General features: G+C 46.0%; 25 protein-coding genes. 13 read left to right on the top strand and 12 right to left on the bottom strand.

The features are described from left to right. Positions 1-1788 (bottom strand): PAS domain S-box protein (locus QUA77_RS24900; RefSeq protein ID WP_333453155.1); only part of this gene is annotated, 1788 nt, incomplete at its 3' end. Positions 1789-2923: 1135 nt separating this feature from the next. Here QUA77_RS24900 and QUA77_RS24905 point away from each other — a divergent pair. From QUA77_RS24905 to argH, 6 genes are all read left to right on the top strand, one after another. Further along, complete coding sequence (locus tag QUA77_RS24905; protein ID WP_333037245.1) at positions 2924-3649, top strand: DUF502 domain-containing protein; 726 nt, start codon at positions 2924-2926, stop codon at positions 3647-3649. A 272-nt stretch (positions 3650-3921) separates the two neighbouring features. Beyond that, positions 3922-4554: a transcription antitermination factor NusB gene (gene nusB / locus QUA77_RS24910; protein WP_333037246.1), complete on the top strand. Its 633-nt coding sequence runs from the start codon at positions 3922-3924 to the stop codon at positions 4552-4554. A 159-nt stretch (positions 4555-4713) separates the two neighbouring features. Beyond that, positions 4714-6462 (top strand): signal recognition particle-docking protein FtsY, encoded by a 1749-nt coding sequence (ftsY, locus tag QUA77_RS24915; RefSeq protein ID WP_333037247.1) that lies wholly within the window; start codon positions 4714-4716, stop codon positions 6460-6462. A 575-nt stretch (positions 6463-7037) separates the two neighbouring features. After that, positions 7038-8525 carry a PP2C family protein-serine/threonine phosphatase gene (locus QUA77_RS24920; protein WP_333453157.1) on the top strand — a complete coding sequence of 496 codons (1488 nt, stop codon included), beginning with the start codon at positions 7038-7040 and terminating at the stop codon, positions 8523-8525. Next, positions 8515-8754 carry a hypothetical protein gene (locus QUA77_RS24925; RefSeq protein WP_333037249.1) on the top strand — a complete coding sequence of 80 codons (240 nt, stop codon included), beginning with the start codon at positions 8515-8517 and terminating at the stop codon, positions 8752-8754. Before QUA77_RS24920 ends, QUA77_RS24925 begins: the two co-directional genes overlap by 11 nt. Before the next feature lie 295 nt (positions 8755-9049). Further along, positions 9050-10435, top strand: a complete 1386-nt coding sequence (argH, locus tag QUA77_RS24930) for an argininosuccinate lyase (protein ID WP_333037250.1) — start codon at positions 9050-9052, stop codon at positions 10433-10435. A 99-nt stretch (positions 10436-10534) separates the two neighbouring features. Here the strand turns inward: argH and QUA77_RS24935 are convergent, their stop codons facing one another. Next, complete coding sequence (locus QUA77_RS24935) at positions 10535-10723, bottom strand: hypothetical protein (protein WP_006632360.1); 189 nt, start codon at positions 10721-10723, stop codon at positions 10535-10537. Positions 10724-11190: 467 nt separating this feature from the next. Between QUA77_RS24935 and bcp the strand changes: the two genes are divergently transcribed. The 3 genes from bcp (at position 11191) to QUA77_RS24950 (ending at position 13162) form a co-directional block, all read left to right on the top strand. Continuing rightward, a complete protein-coding gene (gene bcp, locus QUA77_RS24940) occupies positions 11191-11655 on the top strand; it encodes a thioredoxin-dependent thiol peroxidase (RefSeq protein WP_333453159.1) in 465 nt (154 codons plus the stop codon). An 86-nt stretch (positions 11656-11741) separates the two neighbouring features. Further along, the gene (locus tag QUA77_RS24945) at positions 11742-12197 is read left to right on the top strand and encodes an NUDIX hydrolase (RefSeq protein WP_333037252.1); all 456 of its coding nucleotides are present in this window, start codon (positions 11742-11744) and stop codon (positions 12195-12197) included. A 158-nt stretch (positions 12198-12355) separates the two neighbouring features. Further along, complete coding sequence (locus tag QUA77_RS24950; protein ID WP_333453160.1) at positions 12356-13162, top strand: alpha/beta hydrolase; 807 nt, start codon at positions 12356-12358, stop codon at positions 13160-13162. 25 nt (positions 13163-13187) lie between these two features. On the opposite strand, the gene QUA77_RS24955 is transcribed toward QUA77_RS24950, so the two are convergent. Together QUA77_RS24955 and QUA77_RS24960 are read right to left on the bottom strand one after the other, a co-directional pair. Beyond that, complete coding sequence (locus tag QUA77_RS24955; protein ID WP_333453163.1) at positions 13188-14099, bottom strand: pantothenate kinase; 912 nt, start codon at positions 14097-14099, stop codon at positions 13188-13190. A gap of 51 nt (positions 14100-14150) precedes the next feature. Continuing rightward, positions 14151-14294 (bottom strand): hypothetical protein, encoded by a 144-nt coding sequence (locus QUA77_RS24960; RefSeq protein ID WP_333037255.1) that lies wholly within the window; start codon positions 14292-14294, stop codon positions 14151-14153. Between the two features lie 119 nt (positions 14295-14413). Here QUA77_RS24960 and QUA77_RS24965 point away from each other — a divergent pair, with 119 nt between their 5' ends. Then, a complete protein-coding gene (locus tag QUA77_RS24965) occupies positions 14414-16522 on the top strand; it encodes a GAF domain-containing protein (protein WP_333453164.1) in 2109 nt (702 codons plus the stop codon). Between the two features lie 72 nt (positions 16523-16594). Here the strand turns inward: QUA77_RS24965 and QUA77_RS24970 are convergent, their stop codons facing one another. Beyond that, the gene (locus QUA77_RS24970; RefSeq protein ID WP_333037257.1) at positions 16595-17383 is read right to left on the bottom strand and encodes an RDD family protein; all 789 of its coding nucleotides are present in this window, start codon (positions 17381-17383) and stop codon (positions 16595-16597) included. A 37-nt stretch (positions 17384-17420) separates the two neighbouring features. After that, positions 17421-18248, bottom strand: coding sequence for a DUF975 domain-containing protein (locus tag QUA77_RS24975; RefSeq protein WP_333453166.1), 828 nt, complete (start codon positions 18246-18248; stop codon positions 17421-17423). A gap of 80 nt (positions 18249-18328) precedes the next feature. Here QUA77_RS24975 and QUA77_RS24980 point away from each other — a divergent pair, with 80 nt between their 5' ends. After that, a complete protein-coding gene (locus QUA77_RS24980) occupies positions 18329-19300 on the top strand; it encodes a stage II sporulation protein M (RefSeq protein WP_333453168.1) in 972 nt (323 codons plus the stop codon). 222 nt (positions 19301-19522) lie between these two features. Then, positions 19523-20464: a hypothetical protein gene (locus QUA77_RS24985; protein WP_333453170.1), complete on the top strand. Its 942-nt coding sequence runs from the start codon at positions 19523-19525 to the stop codon at positions 20462-20464. Here QUA77_RS24985 and QUA77_RS24990 read toward each other — a convergent pair. From QUA77_RS24990 to QUA77_RS25015, 6 genes are all read right to left on the bottom strand, one after another. Continuing rightward, positions 20442-21770 (bottom strand): DUF58 domain-containing protein, encoded by a 1329-nt coding sequence (locus tag QUA77_RS24990; protein WP_333453172.1) that lies wholly within the window; start codon positions 21768-21770, stop codon positions 20442-20444. The genes QUA77_RS24985 and QUA77_RS24990 overlap by 23 nt on opposite strands. Then, positions 21770-22171 (bottom strand): VOC family protein, encoded by a 402-nt coding sequence (locus QUA77_RS24995; RefSeq protein WP_333453173.1) that lies wholly within the window; start codon positions 22169-22171, stop codon positions 21770-21772. The genes QUA77_RS24990 and QUA77_RS24995 overlap by 1 nt, the downstream gene beginning before the upstream one ends. Beyond that, positions 22168-22467, bottom strand: a complete 300-nt coding sequence (locus QUA77_RS25000; RefSeq protein WP_333037263.1) for a helix-hairpin-helix domain-containing protein — start codon at positions 22465-22467, stop codon at positions 22168-22170. Before QUA77_RS25000 ends, QUA77_RS24995 begins: the two co-directional genes overlap by 4 nt. A 61-nt stretch (positions 22468-22528) precedes the next feature. Further along, positions 22529-22972 (bottom strand): GNAT family N-acetyltransferase, encoded by a 444-nt coding sequence (locus QUA77_RS25005; RefSeq protein ID WP_333182520.1) that lies wholly within the window; start codon positions 22970-22972, stop codon positions 22529-22531. A 14-nt stretch (positions 22973-22986) separates the two neighbouring features. Then, positions 22987-23937 carry a MoxR family ATPase gene (locus QUA77_RS25010; protein ID WP_333453176.1) on the bottom strand — a complete coding sequence of 317 codons (951 nt, stop codon included), beginning with the start codon at positions 23935-23937 and terminating at the stop codon, positions 22987-22989. Further along, entirely contained in the window at positions 23934-25151 is a 1218-nt protein-coding gene (locus QUA77_RS25015) for a DUF4350 domain-containing protein (protein WP_333037266.1), read from the bottom strand. The genes QUA77_RS25010 and QUA77_RS25015 overlap by 4 nt, the downstream gene beginning before the upstream one ends. Positions 25152-25798: 647 nt before the next feature. Between QUA77_RS25015 and QUA77_RS25020 the strand changes: the two genes are divergently transcribed. Continuing rightward, on the top strand, positions 25799-26625 hold an 827-nt coding region (locus tag QUA77_RS25020; RefSeq protein ID WP_333453178.1), incomplete at its 3' end, for a hypothetical protein.

Raw genomic sequence — 26625 nt, forward strand, 5'->3', positions numbered from 1 at the left:
CAACAAATCCTCGATCAGAGTTGCCAGCGATCGTGTATTGCGGTCGATCGTTTCCAGAGCCCGAACAGTCGTTTTTTCGTCAAACTTGCGGTTTCGCAGCAGTTGTGCCCATCCCAGCATCGCATTCAGTGGCGTCCGCAATTCGTGGGACAAAGTTCCTAGAAACTCGTCTTTAATCCGGTTCGCCCGCGCCAATTCCTGGGCTCGATCGTGCAGTTCTCTTTCCAATTGCTTGCCAACTGTCAAGTCAAGAATAAAAGCCACAGATTCTTGCCGCTTTTGGGCCAGCAAAACATATCCGATCAACACCGGAATCCGGCTGCCGTCTCTCCTCCAGAATTCCTTTTCGTAGGGAGTGCAAGCCCCCGTTGCTTGTGCCTCTGCCATACCCTTCTTGTCGAGAGACTGGTACTCCGGCGGTGTGATGTCAATCGAATTTAATTCCCCGCGCTGCAACTGTTCCCGCGTGTAACCAACTATCCGCAAAAATTCATCATTGGCCTCGATGATGCCGCCGTTGACATCCCCGAAGATAATTCCTATCAAGTTAGCTTCGGCTAACATTCTCAGCTTTTCTTCGCTAGCTTGGAGTGCAGCTTCTGTTTGCTTGCGATCTGTAACATCTTGGATGTAACCCGACAAACCCGAATCGGAAGGATAAAAACGCATCTTCAACCACTTCTTCCATAACGGTACGAATTCTTCATACTCGATTGTTACCTTTTCTGCTAATGCTTTGGTAGCCATTTTGTAAAACTGTAAATCAACTGCCCCGGGAAATATATCCCAAATTTTTTGACCGATCAGTTCTGCTTTTGGTCTGCCTAACAGCTCAATAGCTTGGTGGTTAACATAGGTATAGTTCCAATTTAAATCAACAGCGATAAAAGCATCGGTAATGCTTTCGAGAATGTTCGTAATTTTATCGTTTGCCAATTGCAGCGCTTTAGCAGTTTCTTCTGCTTGCAACCTCGCTGCTTGTTCGCGGGACAACGCCGCAGCGCGTTCTTGTTCGGCCAGTTTTCGATCGCTAATATCGATGTAAGAACCGATGTAACCTGCAAAAGTGCGATCGGGCCTGTACCGGGGTACGCCTGTACCCAAAACCCAGCGGTATTCCCCGTCATAACGCCTCAAACGGCATTCTATCCGGTACTCGCTGCCAGCGTCGAAGGCTTTTTGGTAAATATCCAGACATTCTGGCAAGTCATCTGGGTGCAAGTTTTCCATCCAACCCGTGCCCATTTCTTGTTCCAAAGTTCTACCGGTAAACTCCAGCCAAACTTTGTTAAAGTAATCGCCAAGTTGGTCAGTACCCGACATCCAAATCATCACCGGCGCGGTATCTGCCATAATCCGAAATCGAGCCTCGCTTTCCTGCTGCTGTGCTTCGGCTTGCTTGCGATCGTTCCGTTCTTGAACTTCCCGCAGGGCCCGCTCAATCGACGGCACCAGCCGTATCAAACGGCGTTTGAGAACATAATCAGTAGCGCCGCTTTTCAAAGTTTCGATCGCCACTTCCTCGCCCAAAGTAGCCGAAACAAAAATAAACGGCACTCCCGGACAAGTAGTGTGGGCGATTTCCAGCGCAGCTATCCCGTTAAAACAAGGCAGCATATAATCTGCCAAAATAATGTCAAAACGTTGTTTTTCCAGCGCCGTGGCAAAGTCTTCTCTAGTTTCCACACACACCAGAGAAAATTGGAGCCCGCCATCCATTAGATATGCCTCAATCAGTTCGGCATCTAGGGGACTGTCTTCTACTAAGAGGATACTGAGCGTTTTCACAAAAATTCCTTTTACTTAAATATTAATTAGCGGACACAAAATTTGATCGGGCTGCGGCTGGTTCCGTGAAGCCCAAAAAATTTTTGCGTTTTTAATGGCATAAAAAAATGTAAAAATCAATTGGTTTCATGAGTTGAGCATTCATATCTCAATCCTAGCTTCTAATCAAGTCTTTTGCTGTTTGCAGCGAGGTAAATCCCCGCTCTGACTTGAGCGGCTAGTACGGTTGTTTTTCCTTAACTTTCGTCGGCTTCCAAGAAATCGGCATCGCTGGAGTCTTGCTTCTATGCAGCAGTTTAGCTATACCCTGTTAAACAAATAGTTTCGCGCTTCTGGCTATAAACAACTAGCTATGTAGTAATTTATCTCGCTTGCTACTAACTACTGCTACCTCGTTTGGCAGATTATTTTTTTTTGTAGTGATGCCCAAGTTAATTCTATATTGCTTTGCCGCTCCTCTCAAGCTCGAATTCGGTTGAATTCTGCCCTTATTTCCTAAATATCAATCAATCCTGTCAAAAAAGTCAAAGTTGCTGGTCTGTCTGCTTTACTTTTTGCCGGATTTGCCTACCATGCAACTGTTGCATGGTAGCGAACTGTTGCTTTGTTTATCCCTGTCGCCCATCAAAAATCACCTCTACACACCAAGAAATAGTCGTACTGCATCTATCCAAAGATAGGTTTTGGCAGAGACACGGCACTCAACCTGCAGAGGTTCCCCTGAGTTCGGTACAACGAAGTGCCACCCAGCCGAAAATCTGAGAAAGCTCGATCGACCAATTAAATTCCTATACAGATCGCAGAAAATTTTCTCTGGACTCCCTACACTTGGACTCCCTGGCTGCCTCTGACCGATCGGCTTATTGATTGAACCAACCCAAAGTGTCTTAAAATATACAATACGGTGAGCTGCTGCACAGCCCGCATATATTAAAACCAAGCGCCAACTTGCAATAATTCTTTAAAATAGAGGTACAGCACCGGCGATCCCTAACTCTTCCCCCTCAGAAAGGGTAGGGTTTAGCAGAATTGAAAACCATCGTCTATGGTGACTTCCAGTAAAGCCCGTGCAGTTGCTTTAGTCTCAGCTTTATTCAGGTTATTGGCAACCAGTTACGAGGAGATTTGACCCGCCGTGCTCCAACGCATCAAACAAGACTTAAAAAACGACCTGATCGCAGGACTATTGGTAGTGATCCCCTTAGCTACCACCATCTGGCTGACAATTACCGTCGCCAGTTGGGTGATCAATTTTCTCACCAAAATTCCCAAGCAGATCAACCCTTTTGACGGGCTCCACCCGATTTTGGTGAATCTGCTGAATTTTTTAGTAGGGCTGGCTGTACCCCTGCTGAGCATCTTAGTCATCGGTTTAATGGCCCGCAACATTTTCGGCAAGTGGCTGCTAGACTTTGGCGAACGGGTGTTGCAGGCAATTCCCCTAGCGGGTTCGGTTTACAAAACCCTCAAACAACTGCTGGGAACCCTCCTCAACTCAAACGACAAATTTCGCCGCGTGGTGTTAGTGGAATATCCCCGGCGGGGAATCTGGACTTTAGCATTTGTGACCGGTACGATCGAGAGTAACGACATCCCACCTCACCTTTCCGGTGAAACCCCGATCGGCATTTTCATCCCCACCACTCCGAACCCCACTACCGGATGGTACGCTATCGTCCCCGAAGCAGATTTAGTCAATTTGTCAATGTCGATCGAAGATGCCTTTAAAGTCATCATCTCTGGCGGCATCGTCAACCCCAGCAACTCAGTTCCAGTAAGCCCCGAAAAAATCAAGGGCAAAACACTCGAACCCTTGGTATCCGAATCAAGATACCAGGCTGTCCCAGTCGAAGAAGAGTGAACCAAGACATCTTTAGTGGCCCGTAAGACAGTGTAAACTTTCCCCATCGCAGATAATATTTCGACAAAACCAGCCCAAACCGAGAAAGCCTATACTCAGACACCCGGTTTCGAGCATAAATCTTAGGTTTGACAGTGAACTATCTGTAAACTACCCGCCGCTGGCGAGTCAGACGGCTGGTCTTGTACCGCTTTTAGTCGAGTTTTCTGCTAAAGTTCAAGTCCGCGCGCGATCGAAAAACTTCCTAAATTCTCAATTCCTATCTAAAAACTATGAAAAAAGCCCGCGAAACAGCACGCGAACTCGCACTCCTCGGCATCAGCCAACTGCCGACGAATCCAGAACTCTTAGAAGCCAAGAAACTGCAAGATGTTCTCCTCGCCGCCATCCGTACCCTGACAACAGAAGTTCAAGAATCCTTAGAAGCAGCAGCATCCGAAGTGCAGCGGAGTAGCGACAAACTGCTTGCTAGCGAAATCCGCGCCGCCGATATACAAAGTGCTAGAACAATGGTGCGGGAAGCAGTCGAACTCACCCAAACAGCAATCAACCGTCTCGGTTCAGCAATGGAGTTTCCAGAACTGATCCAGCTAGCCAACCAGCAAGATGTCCGCACCTATGCTTTGCAAATCCTGACGAAAGTCAGCGCCAACCGTGTTCAAATTGATGAATTGCTCTCGGAAGCCCTTGTAGACTGGCAAATAGAACGGTTGCCCCGGATCGATCGAGATATCATGAGAATCGCGATCGCCGAAATGCTATATCTCGGCTTACCCGAACAAGTCAGCGTCAACGAAGCCGTCCAACTAGCAAAACGCTACAGCGGCGACGAAGGACATCGCTTTATTAACGGAGTCCTCCGCCGAGTAGTCGATAAAATCAATGCAGAAGTTGTTAGTCCCTAGTCCTTAGTCCTTAGTCCTTAGTCCTCCGGGTGCTTGGTGAATACCTTACCCGGAGGGTGCACGCCGGCGCGAACCTTACCCAGAGTCATTAGCAATCCACAATCCGCAATTCGCAATCCGCTCTAAACTAAGGACTAATAACTATATTCCCAATTTCCTATGGTATTTAATTGGTTTCGTCGCCAGTACAGCGAAAGCAAATCTTCTGAAACAGAGGCAACCCCCGAACAGCCGCAAGATGAGTCGGCAAAATCCGCACCGGTTGAGCCTCAAACAAATGCAACAGAGCAAGGCTCTCCTGCTGTAGCCGAAGATTATCTCAATTGGGCAAAAGCTGCTTACAAAAATATTCAAAAACAGCAAAAACCTGAAACAGAAGTTTCTGAGACAGCAGCGCCCGATGTTCCAGCAGCCGAAGCAGAAAGCGCGGCAGTTGCAGAAGTTGCGACTATTGAAGCAACCGAGCCGATCGAACTTGAACCAGCACCCACAGCACCAACTGTTGCAGAAGTTCCAGAAGTTGCAGCACCAGCAACAGTTGAAGCAACCGAGGTTTCGGAACTCGATGCAGCCCAGCCAGCAGAAATTGCAGAAACTCTGCAACCCACAGCCGGGGCGATCGACATTGCACCTGTTGCTCAACAATTAGAAGTTACAGCAGAAAATATAGAAATTGCCGAACCTGCAACAGAGGTTGTAGAAACCGCATCACTCGCATCCGACGGCGAAGCAGCCGAAGCCCTGCCGTTTTGGGCCAGAGCTCAGGCCGATCGCATGGAGCGCATCGAACGTCTCAAAGAAACAGCCCTTGAAGAACCAGAAGTAATTGCAGCCGCCGCCGAGAGAGCGGCAATTATCGAAGAAATTCCCGGTTTCGCCTTTGACGAAGGCTTCCTGTGGTCCTCAGAAATTTTAGCAAGTCAAGGCCGCCGACCAGACCAAGTATCCGTCGAAGAAATCACTTGGCTGCAAAAACTGCGGAAAGGCTTAGAAAGAACTCGTCGCAGCTTAATTAATCGACTAAAGGCGATCGTCGGTCAAGGCCCGCTCAATCAAGACGCAGTAGCCGAAATTGAGACTTTGCTGCTGCAAGCTGATGTCGGAGTCGCAGCCACCGACATCATTATCAGTCGCCTCCAAGAAAGACTCACACAAGAAGTGCTGCCGCCAGAACAGGCTCTAGCCTACCTGAAAACGATTCTGCGCGATATTCTGGACGCTCCCTGTGCCGAAACCGCCGCCGGTAATCCCGCCTACAGCCTGACATTTGCCCCGGAAAAAGACACTTTTAACATCTGGTTGATCGTAGGAGTTAACGGTGCGGGCAAAACTACGACGATCGGCAAACTTGCCCATATTGCCCAAAAATCCGGCTACAAAACCCTGATTGCCGCCGCCGACACTTTCCGCGCCGCCGCCGTCGAACAAGTGAAAGTTTGGGGTTCCCGCAGCGGCGTTGAAATTATTGCCAACCCAGGGAAAAATACCGATCCGGCTGCTGTCGTGTTTGATGCGATCGCCGCTGCCAGCGCCCGAGGCACAGAACTGCTGATCGTAGACACCGCAGGCCGCCTGCAAAACAAAAAAAATCTGATGGACGAATTAAGTAAAATCCGTCGCATTGTAGATAAGAAAGCCCCAGGCGCTACCGTAGAATCTCTACTGGTCTTGGATGCCACACTGGGTCAAAATGGTTTGCGACAGGCAGAAGTGTTCGCAGAATCGGCAAAATTAAGCGGAGTAGTATTGACAAAACTCGACGGTTCTGCTAAAGGTGGTGTTGCCCTAGCTGTAGTGCAGCAGCTTGGTCTGCCAATCCGCTTTATTGGAGTCGGGGAAAGCATCGAAGACTTGCGTCCGTTTTCTAGTTACGAATTTGTGGAAGCCCTACTCGATTTTAGATTTTAGATTTTAGATTGATGAGGCATTTGCCAGCCGCCCCCATCTTTGGGAGGCGGACACAGATCTTCAAAATCTCAAATTATTAACCTCAAACTAGCATCGCAGGACTTGCGCCGATCGCCACGAGCGATCAAGTGAAAAATAAATATCTAGAAACAATACCTTCGTTCTGTTATTACTTGGTTGGGCTCAAACCGCGAGCCAAAGCAAGCGTGTCAAATTAAGCTCAAATGTAGTATCAGTCGGCTGTCTGATTGCACATTCTTCCCTATCCCCTGGCGCCCCCCTGATAGTCTGGTGGGACAGGAAATGGTCAAAGTCCCCCTTCTTCTTAAGGGGAGCCGCTGCGGTCTTGGGCCCCCCAAGTCGAGCAAGCAGCGTGGATTTATGGGGTATCTAGACTCAGCTATAAACGCAATTTCTTAAGAATTTTAGACTTAAGTTGATACCAATGTCCTACTGCACAACTTACTCGCTCAAACCAAACTACTTGCTCGAAAAAAAAACGGGTTTCTGTTCAAGTGGCCCGTAAGTCCTCAATCATTCCTCCTGCGTCTAAGATCGAAAATCACAAATTTAAAATGACTGCTGTGCCTTTGCCTCGCTCCTCACCTCAACCTGCGGACCGCCCTTCGGGTCGCAATTCCACCGACGCGACGCCAGTATTTGCCCTCAAAGAACTGGTGGCGCGTTTGCACCGATATCAGCACAACGTTCAAGATATGTTGGGTTCGCTGGGATTTGCCCTGCGAAGTTTTAACAATCTCAACCAATTTTTGGAGTTGGTGCCTTTGGTGGCGACTCGCGTTACGGACGCCGACGGGGGAGCTTTAGTGCTGTTCAAACCCAACGGTCAAGTCAGGTTCCAGCAGTTGCACTGTCAGGAAGGACGGCAGTGCCAAGATATGCGAAAAGCGCTGGAAATAGCCACCAGGCAAGCTACAGCAGGTGCGGGCGCTACTGCTGGATCGTTTTCGGAAACCTCTGGGCAAACTTCTAGTCTAGACCTGCAAGTCGGTCGTTATTTGGGCCCAGATGTTCATTTGTTTGGGGCGCCAATTTTAGTCAATAATTTGGAACGCGGGCGGCTTTATGTTTTTAGCAGTGACCCACAATATCTCTGGACTCCCAGCAGACAAAAATTAGTTCGGTTGGTGGCTGATCAAACCGCCGTGGCTATTTGCAAAGACGAACTTACTGTTAAGTTGGCGGAAAAAGACCGCTTAGACAGAGAGTTAGAAATCGGGGCGGAAATTCAATTGCGGCTGCAACCCCGCAGTTGTCCAAAAATTCCCGGTGTTGACGTGGCCGCCCGCTGCCAAACTGCTAGCAGAGTCGGGGGAGATTATTATGATTTTATTCCCGCTGACTATGACCCGATCGGCAAGGAGAATGAGGGGGAAAACCCCCCATCCCTAATTAAAAATCTCAAGTCCAAAATCGACAAAGGCCGCTGGAGCATTGTGATCGGCGACGTGATGGGCAAAGGAGTACCTGCTGGCCTGTTGATGACTATGACACGGGGTATGCTGCGGGCGGAGGTGTTGAACCGCCACTCGCCGTCGAGAATTTTGCAACATTTAAACCGGGTTATGCACGCGGATTTGGAAAATTCCCACCGTTTTGTGACTCTGTTTTATTCGGAGTACGACCCGAAAACTCGCGTTTTGTCTTACAGCAATGCTGCTCACCACCCGCCTTTGCTGTGGCAAGCTGCAACTAATTCGATTATTCAGCTCGATACTTTGGAGGGAATGTTAATTGGCCTGGATGCTGATTCGCATTACCAAGAAGCTCAAGTGCAATTGCAGCCAGGAGATACTATTATTTATTACACAGACGGATTTACCGATGCTGCTAATCAAAGGGGCGATCGGTTTGATGAGGATAACTTGACCTCGGCTTTTCAGTGGGCCTGTCAAAATTACCAGCAGTCTGAAGAGATTCTGGATTATTTGTTCGATCGCGTACACCAGTTTATAGGCATCGGCAATCGCAACGAAGATGACATGACACTGGTTGTACTGAGGGTCACACCTTTAGCAGGAGAAAATCACCATGATAGTTAATTTAATGCCGGAAATTACTGCTGGATTAACCAGTTCGATTAATTGGAACGATGTCGCTCACGTGTTAGTTTTGAAATCTCATTTGAGTTCGACGGTGGTTTTGGCTCAAAGTTACGAAATTTTTACAAATTTCCAGAAAGCTTGGAACAATTTTGTTTCGACTGGTCAAATAGGAGCTTTTTTTATAGGTATTTTTGTGGGCTGGTTCTTTAAAGGGATTTTTCGTTAGAGTTATTGTCGAAGAAACTATCGGGAAGGGATGTAAGATTTAAAAAGTTTGTAGCCCAAGCTTCACTTCTTTCTGATGGAGCAAAAGTTTCCCTATTTTGTAGTCCATAATTCAGTTTTTTCGGTTCAAAAGATGTATAAAAAGTTTGTAGTCATGACTGGAGTTTTTTCTTGCCGAATTGGAAAGGGAGGACTAAAGTGCTGACTACAAACCGGAAGAAAGACTAAAGTCTTTGCTGAAAATCGGTTTTTATAGACTTCTGCAAGAGAGATACAATCTAGTTTTAGCTTGAGCAATGACAACACAACAAAAAACTTGGAGTCAAAGATTTGAATCGGCGCTCCACCCGGCGATCGCCCGATTCAATGCTAGTATTGGCTTCGATATTGAATTGATTGAGTATGACTTGACTGGTTCTGTCGCTCACGCTAAAATGCTGGCCAAAACGGGGATTATTTCCGCAGCAGAAGGCGAACAGTTAGTCAATGGTTTGGAACAGATCCGCCGCGAATACCGCCAAGGACTTTTTGTTCCGGGAGTTGATGCAGAAGACGTTCACTTCGCAGTAGAGAAGCGACTGACGGAGATCGTGGGGGATGCGGGGAAAAAGTTGCACACGGCCCGATCGCGCAACGATCAAGCCGGCACTGATACTCGCTTGTATTTGCGCGATCGCATCGCAGAAATTCGCGAGCAATTACGGGAATTTCAAGGGGTTTTGCTCGATCTTGCCGATCGTAACGTGGAAACTTTAATTCCCGGTTACACTCATTTGCAGCGCGCTCAGCCGATCAGTTTGGCTCATTACCTGTTAGCTTATTTTGAAATGACCGATCGCGATTGGGAACGTCTCGGCGATATCTGCAAGCGGGTGAATGTTTCGCCTTTGGGTTGTGGCGCGCTGGCGGGGACTACTTTCCCGATCGACCGACATTATACGGCAGAACTATTGCAGTTTGACAAGGTTTATGCTAATAGCTTAGATGGAGTGAGCGATCGAGATTTTGCGATCGAATTTCTCGCTGCAGCCAGCTTGATTATGGTACACCTGAGCCGCTTGTCAGAAGAAATGATTTTGTGGTCTTCTCACGAATTTGGATTTATTACCCTCAAAGATAGCTGCGCTACTGGTTCTAGCATCATGCCCCAGAAAAAAAATCCCGACGTGCCGGAGTTGGTGCGGGGCAAAGCGGGGCGGGTGTTCGGTAACTTGCAAGCCTTGTTGGTAGTAGTGAAGGGACTTCCTTTGGCCTACAACAAAGATTTACAAGAAGATAAAGAGGCTTTGTTTGATACCGTAAGAACGGTACAGGGTTGCTTGGAAGCAATGACCATTTTGCTGCGGGAAGGAATCGCGTTTAACGGCGATCGCCTTGCTGCTGCAGTTACGGAAGACTTTTCTAACGCTACAGACGTAGCCGACTACTTGGCCGCCAAAGGCGTTCCCTTCCGGGAAGCTTACAACCTTGTCGGCAAAGTCGTCAAAACTTGCCTTTCGGGGGGCAAACTCCTCAAAGATTTGACACTTGAGGAGTGGAAAGACTTGCACCCAGCCTTTGAGACAGACATTTACAGCGCGATCGCACCTCAGCAAGTGGTGGCGGCTCGCAATAGTTACGGGGGTACCGGGTTTGAACAAGTGAGAAAATCACTTATCGCTGCGCGCGATCGACTCGCCTAAACATCGTTGAATTATTGGACAAATTCCGGCTGGCTATCTCTACGAAAGAACGATCGTGTTTTCCACTCTGGTTCTAAGTTCGGCAGATAGCCTCAGCAATTAATCTTCAGCAGCAGCCATATCTTTGTCTCTGCCGCCGCTCATGGCGCCCATGCCACCGCCGTTGCCACCGTCAAATCGTCTTCTCTTGTTGGAGAACATATCTTGATTTCTCCGCTTGCGAAACTTGCGAGCGTATGCTTGATTTCGTTGTGCCTTCTCTTTCTTGAGATTGCGGCGCTTAGCCATTCTGACCTCACTAATAAACATTGACAGTCCCCGGGCTTTCACGCCCGGGGATTCTTAAGGTTGACACTCCGTGCACTCTTGGTGACTGAGATTCTTGGTTCAGCGAAGTCACTTACTGGCGACAGGATTGCTCCCGCCAAAATATAGGTGTCTTCTCCCCAAGCGTAAATTCCGGTATGCCGTACCGTACTCGATCAGTTCTCTTTATGTAGTTAGGTTTTCTTCAAATTTAGCTTTCCTAAACCGCAACACCGTTAGGTGTGACTACGCACTCAACTAATCCAGTTAAGTTTTTACGTTGGCTAGTTATACTCAATTTTAGACCGATGACGATCATAGCACACACGGTACAAGACCCAGAAAAAAGAACACCGGGATTCAAGTCGCTGGGAATGCGGGCCCGATGGGAGGCAAGGTTTTCGCTCTTGCCGAATATTTCTATAAACTACTGACAAAAATTACGACAAATGACTATCAATCCCGGTGACGTAGCTCCTGTCTTCAGCCTGCCCGACGCGCAAGGCAATGTCGTCAGCCTTGCAGATTTTCGAGGGCGGCGAGTTGTACTTTACTTTTACCCTCGGGACAATACCCCAGGCTGTACCAAAGAAGCTTGTGGCTTTCGCGACATTTACTTAGAGTACCAGTCGCGCAATATTTCAGTGCTCGGCGTCAGTACAGACGGGGCCGGGGCCCACGCCAAGTTTGCAGCTAAATATCAACTGCCTTTTCCCCTGCTGTGCGACTCAAACGCCGAAGTTGCTACCGCCTACGGCTGTTACGGACTCAAAAAGTTTATGGGAAAAGAATTTATGGGAATTACTCGATCGACTTTCGCGATCGACCCAGATGGTAGGATTGAAAAGGTTTATCGGAAAATCAAACCAGAAACTCACGCGGCGGAGATCCTAGCAGACTTGCCAGAGCTCTAGCGTGAATGAAAAATTAAAAATTAAGACTCCGGAGCTGCAAGCTAGGAGGCCTGAAGTTATTATCTCCTAAACAAGCTTTTGAGTTTATGCGTCGATTGTGGCAAATTGTACAAACTGTGCTGGGACTGATTTTTCGACATCCCGTCACTGGTACTGCGGTGATTCCCGTATTGCCTGACGGGCGAATTGTGTTAATTCGCCGCCGCGACAACGGTCGCTGGGGACTGCCGGGAGGTATGGTGGATTGGGGAGAGGATATTCCGACGACAGTGCGCCGGGAATTAGCGGAGGAAACAGGACTCGATTTAGTCAAAATCCGTCGCTTGGTGGGTGTTTATTCGGCTGCCGATCGAGACCCTCGCCTGCACTCGATTTGTATCGTGGTGGCAGCAGAGGTAGAGGGAAAGATGCAAGTTCAGGATACGCTTGAAGTCAGCGAGGTTGAGGCTTTTTTTCCCGCATCGCTGCCGGAGGGCGCGCTCAGCCACGATAACGACCAACACTTACAGGACTATTTTCAAGGCCTGACAACTTTGGCGTAAATCGGCGGGGCATCGAAATTTGAGAAAAGTCGGAAATTACCTCGCCGTCAAAAATTGTCTGTGATGAGTGTGGAATTAATTTTTAATGTTTTCCTACTTTTATTCACAATCTCTGAACATTAAATTAATCATCTTTTTATTACTAAATATTTAACCGAATGTACTCACTGCGACGCAATTCTCGGGTCAAACTCTCTGTAGGGCAAATCTTTTGGCACGAAGTCGGTCAAGGCCCTAATTTAGTATTTTTGCACGGTTCTTGGCACGACAGCAGTCAGTGGCTGAGGACGATCGAACATTTGAGCCCCTACTACCACTGCTTCGCACCGGATTTGCTCGGGTTTGGCGACTCGGAACGCCCGAATCTTCATTATTCGATCGACTTGGAAGTAGAATGTCTGGCTCAATACCTCGATACTTTGAAGCTGCGAGAGGTTTATTTAATCGCTCACTCTCTGGGTGGTTGGGTGGCAACCAGCTACGCTATCAAATATCCCGATCGAGTTCAGGGTTTGGTTTTGTTGGCCCCAGAAGGCCTCAAGGTTGGCAACCGGCGGGGGCGGTGGCAGACGGCTAGCTGGCTGATCGGCAAACCTCCGTTGGCTTTGTGGTTGCTGCGATCGATCTATCCAATTGCTAAATTGCTGGGCAGTCAAAACAAGATTGACAGACTGCTAAAGTTCAGACAGCAGTTGATTCAGTCCCCAGTTGCCGTGCAGTTGCTGTTGCGGCGGCGGCGGGCTGAAATTACAGCGGAATTAGTTGATGAGAATTTGCCTTTGCTGAAAGCGCCTGTTTTGCTGTTACACGGTTCTGAAGATACTCCCGCAGCTTCGTCTCTGTGTCAATCCTATGCTGCTCTGGCTCCTAATGCCGAACTGCAATTGGTCAGTCCGGGTGAAAGCAATTTGCCGCAGGAAGTCCCGGATGTTGTTGCTAAGTATATTCGGGAATTTGCTAAGTGAATTGGTAATTGGTAATTGGTAAAAGTCAACAGTCAACATTCAATAGGCTAATTCCCCAAAAAATGGCTTCGGGTGCGTCAATTACTGCGGAAGCTGTATTGGGAAAGGCTGCGGTGAGGTATTTTAAAAGCATAGTGCGATCGCCCCCCGTGACCGCTATTTTGCTATCAGGAAACAAACACCGCCAATCTTCAATAAAATCCCTAACTCCTGCCACCGTCGCATACACAACTCCGCTTTGAATTGCCCCAGCAGTGTCTTTCGCCCAGCGGTGCGGCAGATTTTGTGGTAAACTGATTAAAGGTAATGCAGCAGTTTTTTTACCTAGCGACGATAGCTGCAAACCCAAACCTGGTAAGATTGCGCCCCCAACTAAATACCTATTGACATCAGCCCCAGTAAATGTTAAAGCTGTACCAGCATCTATAAGTAAAACTGGCCAACCCAATTGGTTGCCAGCGCCCAGTACAGCCAAACCTCTGTCAATTCCCAGGGTAGGATAGAGTCCCCCGATCGGCAACTGGTCTAAAGTAATAATTCGGACATCAGGATAACTCTGCCAAATTGCTGTTTGCTGGGTAACTACTGAAGCCAATATTAGAGGCAGCGGCACTAAAGAAAGTGTGTGAGGATTAGAAAAAGCGGTAGTAGCAGGAAGACAAAGGAGATTTTGAGAAGATATTTCCTCGATCGACCTCATTACTGTTTGCACCAAATATTCTGCCTTTTCCTGCTCCGAGAGCGGGGAAACAGTATCAGCATTGAGATGCTCTGTATCCCATGTTTTCTCCAGGGTTTTGCCCACAAATAATCCCCAGTGCAGCCGGGAATTGCCGATCGCCAAAGCTATTTTAATCTGGTCTTTACCTATTAATCCAGATATAAGGTTGTCGGTTCTTGGTGGCGAAGGAAAATTGTCGGGAATTGAGTTTTCCATGTCGATCGAGCGCGCGCAAACATTGAACTAAAGATAGATTTTATATTAATTTTATTCGGTTAAGCGGGCGGTTAACTCTATTTGACATCTGACCAAGTTCCATGCCACGCGCCAATTAGTATTGTGGGCGACAGAGGGCATACTTGCTAAATATAAATATTTGTAAAGCAAATAATTGCTTTGCTCAGGCTGCATCCTTTATAATGTCTTAAGATATTCCAAAAGTCCTGGTAGCTGCGATGGGGCTGTTGGCGGGGTAAGCATAGGTTTAAAAAACCGACTCAATCAAAATACTGTACAACTCCTGAGTAAATATGTCTTTAAAAATACAAGAACACGAAAACCCCTGGCAGAGAGTAACTTCGCGGTTGTCTGAATCTGAAAACTGGAGGCAGGAAGAAAGTCTTTCGCTGCCGGAAGTAGACCAACAAAAAGCCCTAATCGTGCAGATGCAGCAGCAAGTTCAGTTATCAAACTTGCTGAACCAAATTAATAACGAAATTCGCAGTACACTTGACATAGAAGAAATTTTGACATCGGCCTGCCGATTGCTGGGGCAAGCGTTAGAGTGCAGTCGCGTGAGCATTTTAGTCAAAGAATCAAATACAGAAAAAACTTTAGTTACGCGCGGAGAGTACAACGGGGGGGACTATCCGATCCAACTGGGAATGAAAGTACCGATGACTGACAATCCGCATTTGGCTGCAGTCGTGTCTCAGCAAGAGTCCCTAGCATTGACGAAGTTTCTCGATTTTCCGGGATTGAATGCACAAACCAGAAAAATTGCCGAAGCTTTGGAGATTAAGTCAATGCTGGCAGTAGCTACTCGCTATCAAGGTGAAGTGAATGGCATAATTGGCTTGCATCAGTGCGATCGCGAACGGGAATGGACTGATTGGGAAAGGCAGCTTTTAGAAGGGGTAGGATCGCAATTGGCGATCGCGATCAATCAAGCCAAACTCTATAGCAAAACCAGGCGCCAAGCCGAACGAGAATCTCTGCTGCGGCTGATAGGCAACCAAATTCGCAGTACCCTCGATCTGGAAACTATTCTACAAACAGCGGTGAGGGAAGTCCGCCAAATGTTGCAGTGCGATCGAGTAATCATCTATCAGTTTCAAGACAACTGGCAAGGAAAAGTGGTTGTTGAAGATATGGTGATCCCTTGGCCTTCAATTTTAGGAGATATGGGGGCGGATAAGTGTTTCCGGGGAGATTACGCGGATCTTTACCAGCAAGGGCGAGTCAAAGCCATTAATGATATTTTTAATGCTGGTTTAGAGCCTTGTCACGTTGATTTCTTAGACCGTTTGCAGGTTAAAGCTAATCTGATCGTGCCGATTGTTACATCGAGAACTGAAGAAAGTTCCCCCGAAACAGCGGCAAGCTATAATCCTAAATTTCCCGGTAGGCTGTGGGGTTTGCTGATTGCTCATGAGTGCCGGGATACCCGCAATTGGCAGCGGCAAGAAATGGAGTTGCTATCCCAGATAGCCAACCAAATGGCGATCGCCATTCAGCAAGCAGAACTTTATAGCCAAGTCCAAGATGCTGCGGTAAAATCTCAAGCTCAAACCCAGCAATTGCAGGCTGCGTTAGAAGAATTGCGATCGGCACAGCAGCAATTGATTCAAAGCGAAAAAATGTCAGGTTTGGGGCAAATGGTAGCGGGAATTGCTCATGAAATTAACAATGCCAACAATTTCATCCACGCTAACTTGTTTCACGCTAAAGAATATTTTAAAGCCTTGAACGAAGCTCTAGAACAAGCCGGAAATGCCTGCCCGGAAGCAGCGGAAGCAATTGTCAGAATCAATGAAGAACTAGAACTCGATTACATTCGAGAAGACTTTGGTAAACTGATCAATTCAATGCGGGAAGGCAGCGGGAGGATTCGCTCGATCGTGATGACGCTGCGAAATTTTTCTCGTTTAGACCACGCTGAATTAAAACCAGTAGATTTGAATGAAGGTTTAGAAAGCAGTTTCTTGATGCTGCAAAATAAGCTAAAAACCCATATCAAAATAGACAAGCAATACGGCAGTTTGCCGCCCGTCCAATGTCATGCCAGTCAAATTAACCAAGTATTTTATAATTTGATTGACAATGCTTTAGATGCGCTCCAGTCAACGAACAAACCGGGGGAATTAACCATTCGTAGTTGGCAAAGCGAGCCGGACTGGGTAACAATCTCTGTCCGCGACACGGGAACTGGCATTCCTGCTGAAATTCAAGACAAGATTTTTGACCCATTTTTTACTACTAAACCTGTGGGTAAAGGTACGGGTTTAGGACTTTCAGTGTGCTATCAGGTAATTGTTCAAGCTCACGGCGGCAAGCTGAGTTGCGTCAGTCAGGTTGGCGAAGGAAGTGAGTTTATTGTAGAGTTGCCCTTAACAAATCAGAGGAGGGTAAGTGCATAACTTCTGCTTTAGTCAGATTAATGAACAATTCCCTATGCCCGTGGATTTATAAGTAATTAACCGGACTTGATATTAATTGTCAGCTTGCTGCTGATAAGCCTGGTATACAGCCTCTAAAAAAACATTAGCATCAACTTTCATCGGCAGTTTGTCCAAAGCAATGATTTGTTTCACCTGACTAGCCAGTTGTTTGCTCACTTCATTTCGGGCATTTGGTATCATAGCTTCGCGCCGGTGCAAATACTCTCGAATTACAGCAAAATCTTCTGGCAGCAAGCTGGAAATATCGGCTTCTATCAGCAGTTTATTTGCTAGGGATTGAGCCGATGTTGATACTTTTAATGCAGTAGTTGTCAGAGGTTTTTCTTCTTGAATTACCATGGTGCCTCCTACCAAATCTCCTAAACGTTTTTCCCGCTGGTTTAAAACTATGAAAAATACACCTATAAAAAATAAGTCGTCAAAAGGTCGCAGCAAAGCCCGTAGTGTTGATTGCGGAAGCCTGACGGGACGACCATCATCCCGAATTACTCGGATTTTGACATAACGCTTGCCTGGTGTTTGACCCGACCACACGGTTTCATAAAATACAAAGTAACCTACATAAATGAAAAAACCAATTAATGCCTGAAGTGCTATCAACCAGAGTTCTAAGCGATTGGTACTTCCTAGCAACTTTGCGATCGTCTCAAGCAACACTGAATTAAATATCAGTGCACCTAATAGAAACACTACTATGATTAAACCCAAAATGATATAGTCTATCAGCAATGCGTATGCTCGGTTGCCAATTCCGGCTAAGGTAAATTCGAGTTCAACGCTTTCGGGAGTGTGGAGAGTGAAGCGATTAAAAAGTCGCATAAAGTTGAGCAAATTTTATGTTTTGACTGAGGCTGAATTAGCGATCTCGCATTTGCAAACCCAAACCTTCTTTGCGGCTGCAAACGTCGTAGTAGATAATGGCTTTCATAGCCTGCCAAAAAGGAGTCACAAGCGCACCGCTGCCAATGCTCACTCCCACAATCATAATATAATAAACTAAGTAAAATAGACCAGACTCTGCGCCCAACACTTTACTTAAAACAACTTGAAAGATCACAGTAAGTATCTGCACAACAATCGTGATCGGGAGTGAGACCAAAATGCCCACAAAAACTATCCACTGAATGCGTCCCACCGACCCCTTAGTTAATTTCCAACTGCGACCGATTGCTGAACTAGCACCTATATTATTTTCGATCGCCAGCGGCACTTCAATAATCAGCAAGCGAGAGAAAAGTCGGATATATATAATTAAGAAAGCAATGACTGCAACTAGCAGGAAAGCTGCAACCAGTGTGAAATTTTGCCCAAAGAGCGCACCAGCACCCATTCCCACAAAGAACATCGCGATCCCGCCTACCAAGGATACCCCAAGGAAAATCAGAAATGTCAATATACCCGCCCATAAAAAACTCCACATCCGAGGATTCACCTCACGGCGAGCATCACTGACAGCCTCTGGCTTTTCCCTAACTTCACCGAAAGCCAGACGAGAAATGAGCCCTGCGATCGCAGAATATTTAGCCCAACCGTAAATCGGAACTAACAACCACAGATAAGCTACCAATGCCAAACTAAAATATGACTTAAAATGGTCGCGGTAAATACGCAAACTAGCACTAACAACATTACCGACGCTCAAGGGGCCTGTTGGTCCAGAAGAACTAAGATTTTTTTTAGGCATGACTGGATGGGTGTAATTGTCTGAGGCGGAAAATTTACAACTATCTTAAGCTATATCTAATAGAACTTAGTGAAAACTTTATGAATATTAAACGTTGGATCGCGCGGCGGGAACCCAACTGGAAACGGTTGGACACTCTTTTACAGCAAGTAGAAAAAAAGGGGCTAAAGTCCCTACCTGCGTCTGAAATCAGGGAATTAGCGAGTTTGTACCGTTCTGTTTCGGCAGATTTGGCTAGGGCTAGGACAAATGAAGTCGGTAATATTTTGTTACAAGATTTACAAAGGTTAACTTCTCGTGGCTACACCCAAATTTACCAAGGTTCGCGCCGCCAAGATTGGGAAGCTATAGTGGAGTTTTGCCGCTGGGGTTTTCCGGCTACGGTACAGGAGACGTTTGGTTATACGGCGACTGCGACGGGTATTTTTTTAGTAATGGCGTTGATTGCTTGGTGGTTTGCTTGGCAAGATCCAGCGTTTTTGTCCCTAGTAGTTCCTGGACATTTGATTAAAACGGTACGCGATGACGGGAAATTGTGGATGGGTTCAATTGTGGGAATCGAACCTTTAGCTTCTAGCGGTATTATGACTAACAATCTATCCGTATGTTTTGCGGCTGTTGGGGGAGGGATTGTTTTCGGTCTTTACACTGTTTATATTATGGCATTTAATGGAGTGAGCATCGGCGCGATCGCCAGTTTAGTCGCTCAGCACAATTTAGCTTACCCTTTTTGGGCGTTTGTATTTCCTCACGGTTCCCTAGAATTGCCGGCGATTTTTTTAGCTGGCGGCGCTGGTTTAATCATCGCCCGCGCTATCTTTTTTCCTGGCAAATATCGCCGTGCTGATGCCATGAAGTTTTACGGTACTCAAGCTGCACAATTGGTATTTGGGATTGTGCCGATGCTGGTAATTGCTGGTACCATCGAGGGTTTTTTATCGCCAAATCCGGCAATTCCCGATCCGTTGAAGTATTTGGCTGGGATCGGGTTGTTTGCGCTGTTGGTGATGTATTGCAGTAAAAGGCGATCGGCTACATCGGTGTCAACTTAAGCCTGACAACCTTTGTATTTCTCATTTATCGACAAGTCTCGATCCCCCTAAATCCCCCTTAAGAAGGGGGACTTTGAGGACTTCCGGTTCCCCCCTTAAGAAGGGGGGCTAGGGGGGATCTAAATCTAACGGTCAAACAGCAGTCTGTGAATACATTTGACGTTAAATTGCCCAAACTAGCACCTTACCTACCCATATCGAGTCCAGTAATTAATTAAAATCATGACTATTACTAACATCCCATCTCCCGAAGACAATCCTTTTTTTATCATCAAGGTTCGGCATATATTTGGATGGTACTTCTTATTGGGTATAGGCATTTACTTTCAAATAGGAATGATTGGATATACACGGGGGATACCGTTCGATGGTAAAACACCATTAGATCCATTAGTTGATGAAATAGCTGGAACTTATTTATCGATTTTGATACTGGCTTTGGTGTGGCGACAATGCAGGCTAGCGGGAATTGAAATTAAATATCTGGTTGGTAAAGTTCCCGAACGCTACCAATGGTTGCCATTAGTAGGTCTGGCGATCGCTAGCGTGGTTTTCGCACTAGGTGTATTCCGAATATTTTATTATCCTTTGTCTTTTATTGTACCTTCTTTTGTTGAAAAAATACTGATTGATTATAGAAATAGCAGTATTTTAATTAGAGGTTCAAAAACCTTTTTTCCAGCGTTTTACTACTTGATTTTGGCTATCTATTATGCACTATCTCCCATATTTTCTGCCTTTATTTTAATGGCTATTATCTTACACAGATGGGCTGCAAAATGGGGAAATACCCGAGCAATAATAGCTTTTTTCCTACTGTCTCTAATTTCTTATAATTTTATATATAGTGTTATTGCAACCTTCATACACGCAATTTTGTATGTAAAAACCCGCAGCTTACTTGTATTAATATTTTTTCTAGCTTTGAAAAATATTATTTGGGTAATTTGGGATTTGTCATCTACAACATTTTTAGACAATCAACCAGGAAGCACTCTAGATGTATTTCGATCGCAAATACAGCTAGGCGTCTTGTTTTTTGCTTTGTCAGCCCCTTGGGTAATCGGTTTCATCTATAAAAACTGGTCGGTTCTCAAAGGGCCTTTACCTTACTTTGCGAATGCTTCGGAAGCTGAAAAAATCAAAGCTGATTCCGAGACTTAAGTTGCAAATATCGGTTAACCAATTGCTCGCTAATTTGATTTGCTGGTGCATCCAAAACCAAAACTCCTTTTTGTTTCAACTGTGCAAAAGCTACCTGACGCTGTGCTAGTAAATCTAAAGCGACAGCACGATTATAAGCAGGTGTAATTTCTACGGTGGAAGTGTGAGCGATTTGGTCAACTTGAGGATCGCGCAAAGTTACGCAAAAAGGCAAATAACGAGGTGTTAAACGCGCTAAGGCGGAAAGCATTTCTGTAGAAGCTGTGACATCTACTAAATCAGTAATTAGCACTACTAATGCACGGCGAGTTTGTTGACTTACTAATTTAGTTACAGCACCAACATAGTCTGGTTCTAACAAAACTGGCTGAATTGGCGCAAGGCGTTCAATTAATTTAGAGTGTTGATGTTGACCGCGTTCCGGCGGTATCCAAGTCGTGATTTCCCGATCGAACACACCGACTCCCACGCGATCGCCCCGATTTAGTCCAGCCAAGGCTAAAGACAGCGCTGCATTCACTCCCCAGTCAAAGCGCTTCAAACCCTGCACTCGCGCCGTCATCAGCCGTCCCCTGTCGAGTAAAATAATCAAAGTTTGCTCTTTTTCGGGTTCTAAAACTCTGACTAAAGGGCGCGATCGCCTCGCAGTAGCTTTCCAATCAATCAAGCGAGGATCGTCACCAATACCATATTCCCGCAGTTCGGCAAATTCAGTTCCCATGCCAAGTTTTCGTAACCCACGCATTGTGCCGCTATTTTCCAATGTTAGCCGAATAGAGAGTTCTTTCAACATCACTAAATCGGGATAAACTGCCACTTTTTCACTAGCAGGTATTTTCCAGTCGTGCCATGCTAAACCCCAATTTCCCAACTGCCGCACTTGAATGTCTCCCCACTTATATTCTCCGCGATTAGACGGGCGAATTGTATAAGTTAATTCCCGATCGCTGTTAGGGTTGAGGTCTGCTTCCAGCATCGGTTGAGAGACATCAAACTCTAGCGGATAGGCGTCGCGCAGGCGAATTTTAGCCGTTTGATTTGCCGTTAGCGCAGCCCTCGGAGAGGATCGCACTGACAGTAAAACCGGATTGTCTCGCCCAATCGAAAGTCTGTGCAACGGATGGCGTGTCACTTGCACCCGATGAGATTTTACGCGCAGTGCGTCGATAATGCCTAGACCTACAATTACACAGTCAAATAGCAAAGTGCCGATAATACTTGTCTGCTGATTTACAAGCATAGCGAGCAAAAGGGCGATCGGAATTGCGATCGCTAACAGGAAATAAAGGCGAATAGCAGGAATCATTAAAATTTCTGATTAAGATACTGGTGTACACCATTCAACGAGAGTTCCGTCTGGACATCTAACATAGAAAACAATCTGACCCAAGGTTTTTTGAGAAGTGCTTTTAACTCTAATGCACCTGCTGCGATCGCTTGTTGATGTGCCATTTCTACTGAATCAGTGGTAAGTGCTATTTCAACACCCAAAGGTTTATCCGATGAATCAGCCGAAATATAACCATTTGGGAAATTTGACGCGCCTAGAGAATGTGTAGCAAAAGATAAAGTTGTTTCCCCAGTGTCAAGTTCACCATAATCTCCTGATTCATCAATGAACTTCTTTTTGAACCCAAAAGCCCTTTCAAAAAAAGTCAATGAACTTAGTACGTCAGCAACGTAAATAATTGTATATCCGAATTTCATTTGCTTTCTCCCTTTACATGATTTGCAAGTAGCTTGCGTCGTTCACCTGTATAACGCCACCAAGGCTTAGCTGGTTCGCCATTGAGGAATCTTTTGACAGAAATGAGAGCGTCAAGTACACATGGATCGTGGCGATGTCCCATGACATTAGCAAGTTCGTGAAAGACTTCTAATGGCGATCGCGTTTTAAGTTGATCTGGTTGCTCAATACCAATGCTTCGCAAATCCGCACTCATTGATTTCCCAATGTTTGGAAGGTCTTCAAGCTTCTTGACTTCGTTTAGAGACTTCTTCATACTTCTGGTGTGGTATTTTTGCGCTCAATTCCTACAATACTTGCGTAATAAAGATTTTTTGTCAGGAATTCGATTCCTCCAAACGAAACGTAAACATAACATGATCGCTCGGTGTTTCTGGATTACCAACAGCCGAATACAGATTCATCGCTGCTGTATTTTCGCGATCGGTAAGCACCCAAGCTTCTGTACAACCCAACTCACGAGCGACCTCAAATACTGCATTCATCAAACGCTTCCCCAAACCTTGCCGACGATAAGTTTCTGCTACACTAACCTCGTTAATCCACAGTTCGGGACGTGCTTTGTCGGGATGAACATAATGAACTGCTGAGACAAAGCCGACAACTTTATCGTCATCGATTGCAACAGCCAGATGGTGCCGCGAGTCTGTCAAAAATTCTTCAGTACGTGGGATATCGATCGAGTTGTCAAAGACATCTGGATCGACATTCTTGAGAATATTTACATCATTCTGATCCAGAATTTTGATTGCGATCGTCATAGTTATATTTCAGTTTACCTCGGTACAGCGACTTGTTTTAATACCGAAGCAATTACCGAATTAATTTGCAAGCCATCTAGCAGCGATTCTGGTTTGAGAATCAGACGGTGACGCAAAAGCGGCAGTGCGATCGCCTTGACATCATCAGGAGTAGTATAATCCCTGCCGGCTAGCCAAGCGTGAGCTTTACTACTTTGCAACCAAGCTACTGCCGATCGCGGAGAAGCACCCAATGCCAAATCGGGATGTTTTCGCGTATTGTGTACCAAAGCTAGCACGTAATCGAGCACTTTCTCTTCTACTTTGACTGTTTGTACTGCTTGACGGGCGCTAATTATTTGCTCTACCGTTGCTAAAGATTTGATCCTAGCTAAATCGAGGCGTTTGGCGCGAAATCCTGCCTCTGCATTCAGCAACATTTGCTTTTCTGCCGCTGCCTCGGGATAATCAACCACAAGTTTAAATAAAAATCGGTCTAACTGAGCTTCTGGTAGCGGATAAGTGCCTTCAAATTCTAGGGAATTTTGAGTAGCGATCGTCCAAAATAATTCTGGCAGAGCTAAAGTCTCACCGTCTAACGTTACCTGCTGTTCTTCCATTGCTTCTAGCAATGCTGACTGGGTTTTCGGAGGCGTGCGATTAATTTCATCTGCCAGCAAAACTTCAGTAAACACTGGCCCTTTTTTCAGGGTAAAACTGTGGCTTTCAAAATCAAAAATGTTCGTTCCTAAGATATCCGACGGCAAAATATCCGGCGTTAGTTGAATGCGGCGAAAATCTGCTTGAATCAATTGGGCGATCGCTTTTACAAGTAGAGTTTTCCCGGTTCCAGGGACTCCCTCAACAATCACGTGGCCGCCGCTCAAAAGTGCTACTAGCAAGTGCTGTACTGTGGAAGATTGACCCACAACTATTTTGTCGAGGGCTTGGCTGAGGCGTTTAAAAATCGAGTTTGTTTCGCTCATTTTAGATTTTTCCTGTCAGAGGGGAGATGTTGACGGATCTGCTGCCATTTACCCAACCAGGCTAGCAAATTTGAATCGCTGATTCGGCGTTTGTGAGATGGCGAGGGCAAAACTTCTGACAATTCTGCCGCTTTTCGCCCTGTTTGCTCAACCCAAGCATTTGTTAGGGTTTCACTTTCCAGCGATGTCTGTCCCAATAATAATGCTTTTTGCAGTTGTAACTGTTCTTCTTTGCCGATAATTTCTACGGCGAAATCTGTGCTGTTTGCTTTTTGTAAAACACCCGCTAATGCTTGAATGTAAGCTTCGCTGTTGTCAACCTGCGGCGCTGATAAAGTTACAGGCTGTCCAAACCTGTTCCACCCGGCAAAAATAGCAACGAGTAAAATAATTGTACCCTGTATCAAAACTGGAAATAGAGGAGTTTTGGCTAAATAAGTGAATAAGTTTCCCTGGTATTCGCGTTCAATAACTTCGGGATCTTTGTAACCGTGAATGTATTCGTCTACCCAGACTTTATTGAGGATTTTACTCGTTCCCTGGCTTTGCGGGTCGCTCGAATTTTGGATTAATTTCACTGCTAGAGCCTGCTGGGCCCCTTCTATTTCTGGTTCTCCACCTTCTAATTGAGTAACCAGCCCTGCTAAAAATTCATAATTACCGGGAAAATCCTGATAAGCATTAGCAGCTAAATGGGAGGTGCTGGCAAAATAAACTGTACCCTTTCCCACGTTTTTTTTCCAAACAATTGCCCCAAATTGATCGTCTAAAATTTGTTTTTCGCTGCTGGGGTATCTCCGCCCCGTATCAATCTTGATTTCCCCGGCTGAAGCTAGGTGCAAGCTACTAAAAGGTGCTGGTGTCACTGGTGCGCGAACTCCCAAATTTACCAAAGTATTGCCCTGTTCCACCCACTTTTTCTCTGTATCAGAAACAACTTCTGGTATCAATTTACTATAGATACGTAAAAGGGTAGTGGGCGGTTTTGCATCTTGGTTTTTAGCAAAGTCTTCAAAAGGTTTTTGCCAGCGCTGAACCTCGGTTCCCCGTTTTGACATAAAAGCATACCATGCTCCGTAGCCGTCCGGCGCTCTATTATAAGTAGAACCGCTGTTGACTTTGTTGTTAGCAGGAGCAAATAGCAGAGTAACGATCGCTATTGCAGTAATGGCGATCGCTCCCAACAACCACAACCTACGCTTTGACAAGTTCATCGCTCGTTAAGTAAGTAAATACAAATAAATATAACATGAGGGGTTTTTGAATGAATCAACTCACTCCTTATATAGAACCCATTTGACATATTTTAGCGATCGTCAATCACATTACGGATCACCAATAAACTTGGTTTTTGACCATCGCATTTTTAATGGAATCAGATTTAACTTACACCCGAACCTCAATTTTCAGAAATTCCCAACTGGGTGATGCTTAGACATATAAAATTTTAAGTATTTTTACTCATAATTGTCTCTCCTGATTCACTTTTGCGCGCTGAATCAGTGAAAGCTGCCTCTTGGGCGGTCGAAATCAGGGATTTAAGCTCTCCTTCCTCTACAGATGTGGAAAACCCCCTTTTTATAGGGCTGAAAAAAAGAGCGCAATTTTTCCGGATCAAACTTATTGATGATGAAAGTTAAATATCTCTATGTAAATAGGCGTAAGTAGGTGTAATTATTTACACTCTACACTCGATCGGGGGCAACAATACCTTCAGATGCTGATTGGGCAAGCATTTTTACTTGATTTACCGCCACGTATGAGGAAATTTTTCTTGCAGCGATTGATCGCTACAAGAAAGCCCAACCTCTGGTTTTCAGTCACTTCTAATCCTTAATTACTCATCATCAAAGGAGAAGCTATGGCTACTTCATTCACTGGTTCTTTGGGTACAACCACTAATTACAGCAGCATCGCTGACCTAATTACACAATGGCCTACTGCCGCCAAGAATCAAGGCATCCAACTGTCTGGGATAGCTTTTGATGGCTTTGAAACGAACTACACTAGCCCTGAAGCCATCGCCAACCTCACGTTAGCACCGAACGAAACCCCTAAAAGCGGGTTGAGCTACGGCGCTCCGGCTGGTATTGGTGTCTACGGCTCTTATAGTGGTTGGTTCACCGACGCCACTAAATATCGGGCGGAAATCAACTATGACCCCAACGCCAATCTATCTCAGACGCTGAAGGTGAAATGGGCAGATAACAAAGACATCACTAGCGCCACGATCGGCGTGAGTGGATTACTTCCCAAATCAAGTTCTACAGTGAACGATCAAGGCAATGAAGTTGGTTTGCTGAAACTCTTTAATAATGGGACGGAGGTATCGGCCAGCAATTTTACGATCGCTCGCCTCACCCCTCCTAACCCTCAAAAACCGATCGGTGTCTCTTCAGATGGAGTGACTTTCATTGGCGATAGTCCCGATGGCAATTTCACATTCCAGATACAAGCAAATTCCACTAGCGTTGCTTTTGACGAATTACGGTTCTCCGCCAAACCCTACGATAGCCCCACCGCTGCCTACGCCACTAGCACCTCCATCAAAAGCGATAGTTCCGACTACCTAGTGCGGAGTATTCAATATCAAGGCATTGATGTGACGCCGACGCCGACGCCGACGCCGACGCCAACTCCGACGCCGACATCTCCAAGTCTCTTCCAGTTCGCCCAACCAAATTACAC

This window comes from Microcoleus sp. K5-D4 (assembly GCF_036704575.1).
In the GTDB taxonomy this organism is placed as follows: domain Bacteria; phylum Cyanobacteriota; class Cyanobacteriia; order Cyanobacteriales; family Microcoleaceae; genus Microcoleus.

What these genes read in the sequence shown, in the direction of transcription:
- nusB (WP_333037246.1), top strand. Translation starts at nt 3,922, where the DNA reads ATGAAAAAAGCCCGCGAAACAGCACGCGAACTCGCACTCCTCGGCATC.
- ftsY (WP_333037247.1), top strand. Translation starts at nt 4,714, where the DNA reads ATGGTATTTAATTGGTTTCGTCGCCAGTACAGCGAAAGCAAATCTTCT.
- QUA77_RS24920 (WP_333453157.1), top strand. Translation starts at nt 7,038, where the DNA reads ATGACTGCTGTGCCTTTGCCTCGCTCCTCACCTCAACCTGCGGACCGC.
- QUA77_RS24925 (WP_333037249.1), top strand. Translation starts at nt 8,515, where the DNA reads ATGATAGTTAATTTAATGCCGGAAATTACTGCTGGATTAACCAGTTCG.
- argH (WP_333037250.1), top strand. Translation starts at nt 9,050, where the DNA reads ATGACAACACAACAAAAAACTTGGAGTCAAAGATTTGAATCGGCGCTC.
- QUA77_RS24935 (WP_006632360.1), bottom strand. Translation starts at nt 10,723, where the DNA reads ATGGCTAAGCGCCGCAATCTCAAGAAAGAGAAGGCACAACGAAATCAA.
- bcp (WP_333453159.1), top strand. Translation starts at nt 11,191, where the DNA reads ATGACTATCAATCCCGGTGACGTAGCTCCTGTCTTCAGCCTGCCCGAC.
- QUA77_RS24945 (WP_333037252.1), top strand. Translation starts at nt 11,742, where the DNA reads ATGCGTCGATTGTGGCAAATTGTACAAACTGTGCTGGGACTGATTTTT.
- QUA77_RS24950 (WP_333453160.1), top strand. Translation starts at nt 12,356, where the DNA reads ATGTACTCACTGCGACGCAATTCTCGGGTCAAACTCTCTGTAGGGCAA.
- QUA77_RS24955 (WP_333453163.1), bottom strand. Translation starts at nt 14,099, where the DNA reads ATGGAAAACTCAATTCCCGACAATTTTCCTTCGCCACCAAGAACCGAC.
- QUA77_RS24960 (WP_333037255.1), bottom strand. Translation starts at nt 14,294, where the DNA reads ATGCAGCCTGAGCAAAGCAATTATTTGCTTTACAAATATTTATATTTA.
- QUA77_RS24965 (WP_333453164.1), top strand. Translation starts at nt 14,414, where the DNA reads ATGTCTTTAAAAATACAAGAACACGAAAACCCCTGGCAGAGAGTAACT.
- QUA77_RS24970 (WP_333037257.1), bottom strand. Translation starts at nt 17,383, where the DNA reads ATGCGACTTTTTAATCGCTTCACTCTCCACACTCCCGAAAGCGTTGAA.
- QUA77_RS24975 (WP_333453166.1), bottom strand. Translation starts at nt 18,248, where the DNA reads ATGCCTAAAAAAAATCTTAGTTCTTCTGGACCAACAGGCCCCTTGAGC.
- QUA77_RS24980 (WP_333453168.1), top strand. Translation starts at nt 18,329, where the DNA reads ATGAATATTAAACGTTGGATCGCGCGGCGGGAACCCAACTGGAAACGG.
- QUA77_RS24985 (WP_333453170.1), top strand. Translation starts at nt 19,523, where the DNA reads ATGACTATTACTAACATCCCATCTCCCGAAGACAATCCTTTTTTTATC.
- QUA77_RS24990 (WP_333453172.1), bottom strand. Translation starts at nt 21,770, where the DNA reads ATGATTCCTGCTATTCGCCTTTATTTCCTGTTAGCGATCGCAATTCCG.
- QUA77_RS24995 (WP_333453173.1), bottom strand. Translation starts at nt 22,171, where the DNA reads ATGAAATTCGGATATACAATTATTTACGTTGCTGACGTACTAAGTTCA.
- QUA77_RS25000 (WP_333037263.1), bottom strand. Translation starts at nt 22,467, where the DNA reads ATGAAGAAGTCTCTAAACGAAGTCAAGAAGCTTGAAGACCTTCCAAAC.
- QUA77_RS25005 (WP_333182520.1), bottom strand. Translation starts at nt 22,972, where the DNA reads ATGACGATCGCAATCAAAATTCTGGATCAGAATGATGTAAATATTCTC.
- QUA77_RS25010 (WP_333453176.1), bottom strand. Translation starts at nt 23,937, where the DNA reads ATGAGCGAAACAAACTCGATTTTTAAACGCCTCAGCCAAGCCCTCGAC.
- QUA77_RS25015 (WP_333037266.1), bottom strand. Translation starts at nt 25,151, where the DNA reads ATGAACTTGTCAAAGCGTAGGTTGTGGTTGTTGGGAGCGATCGCCATT.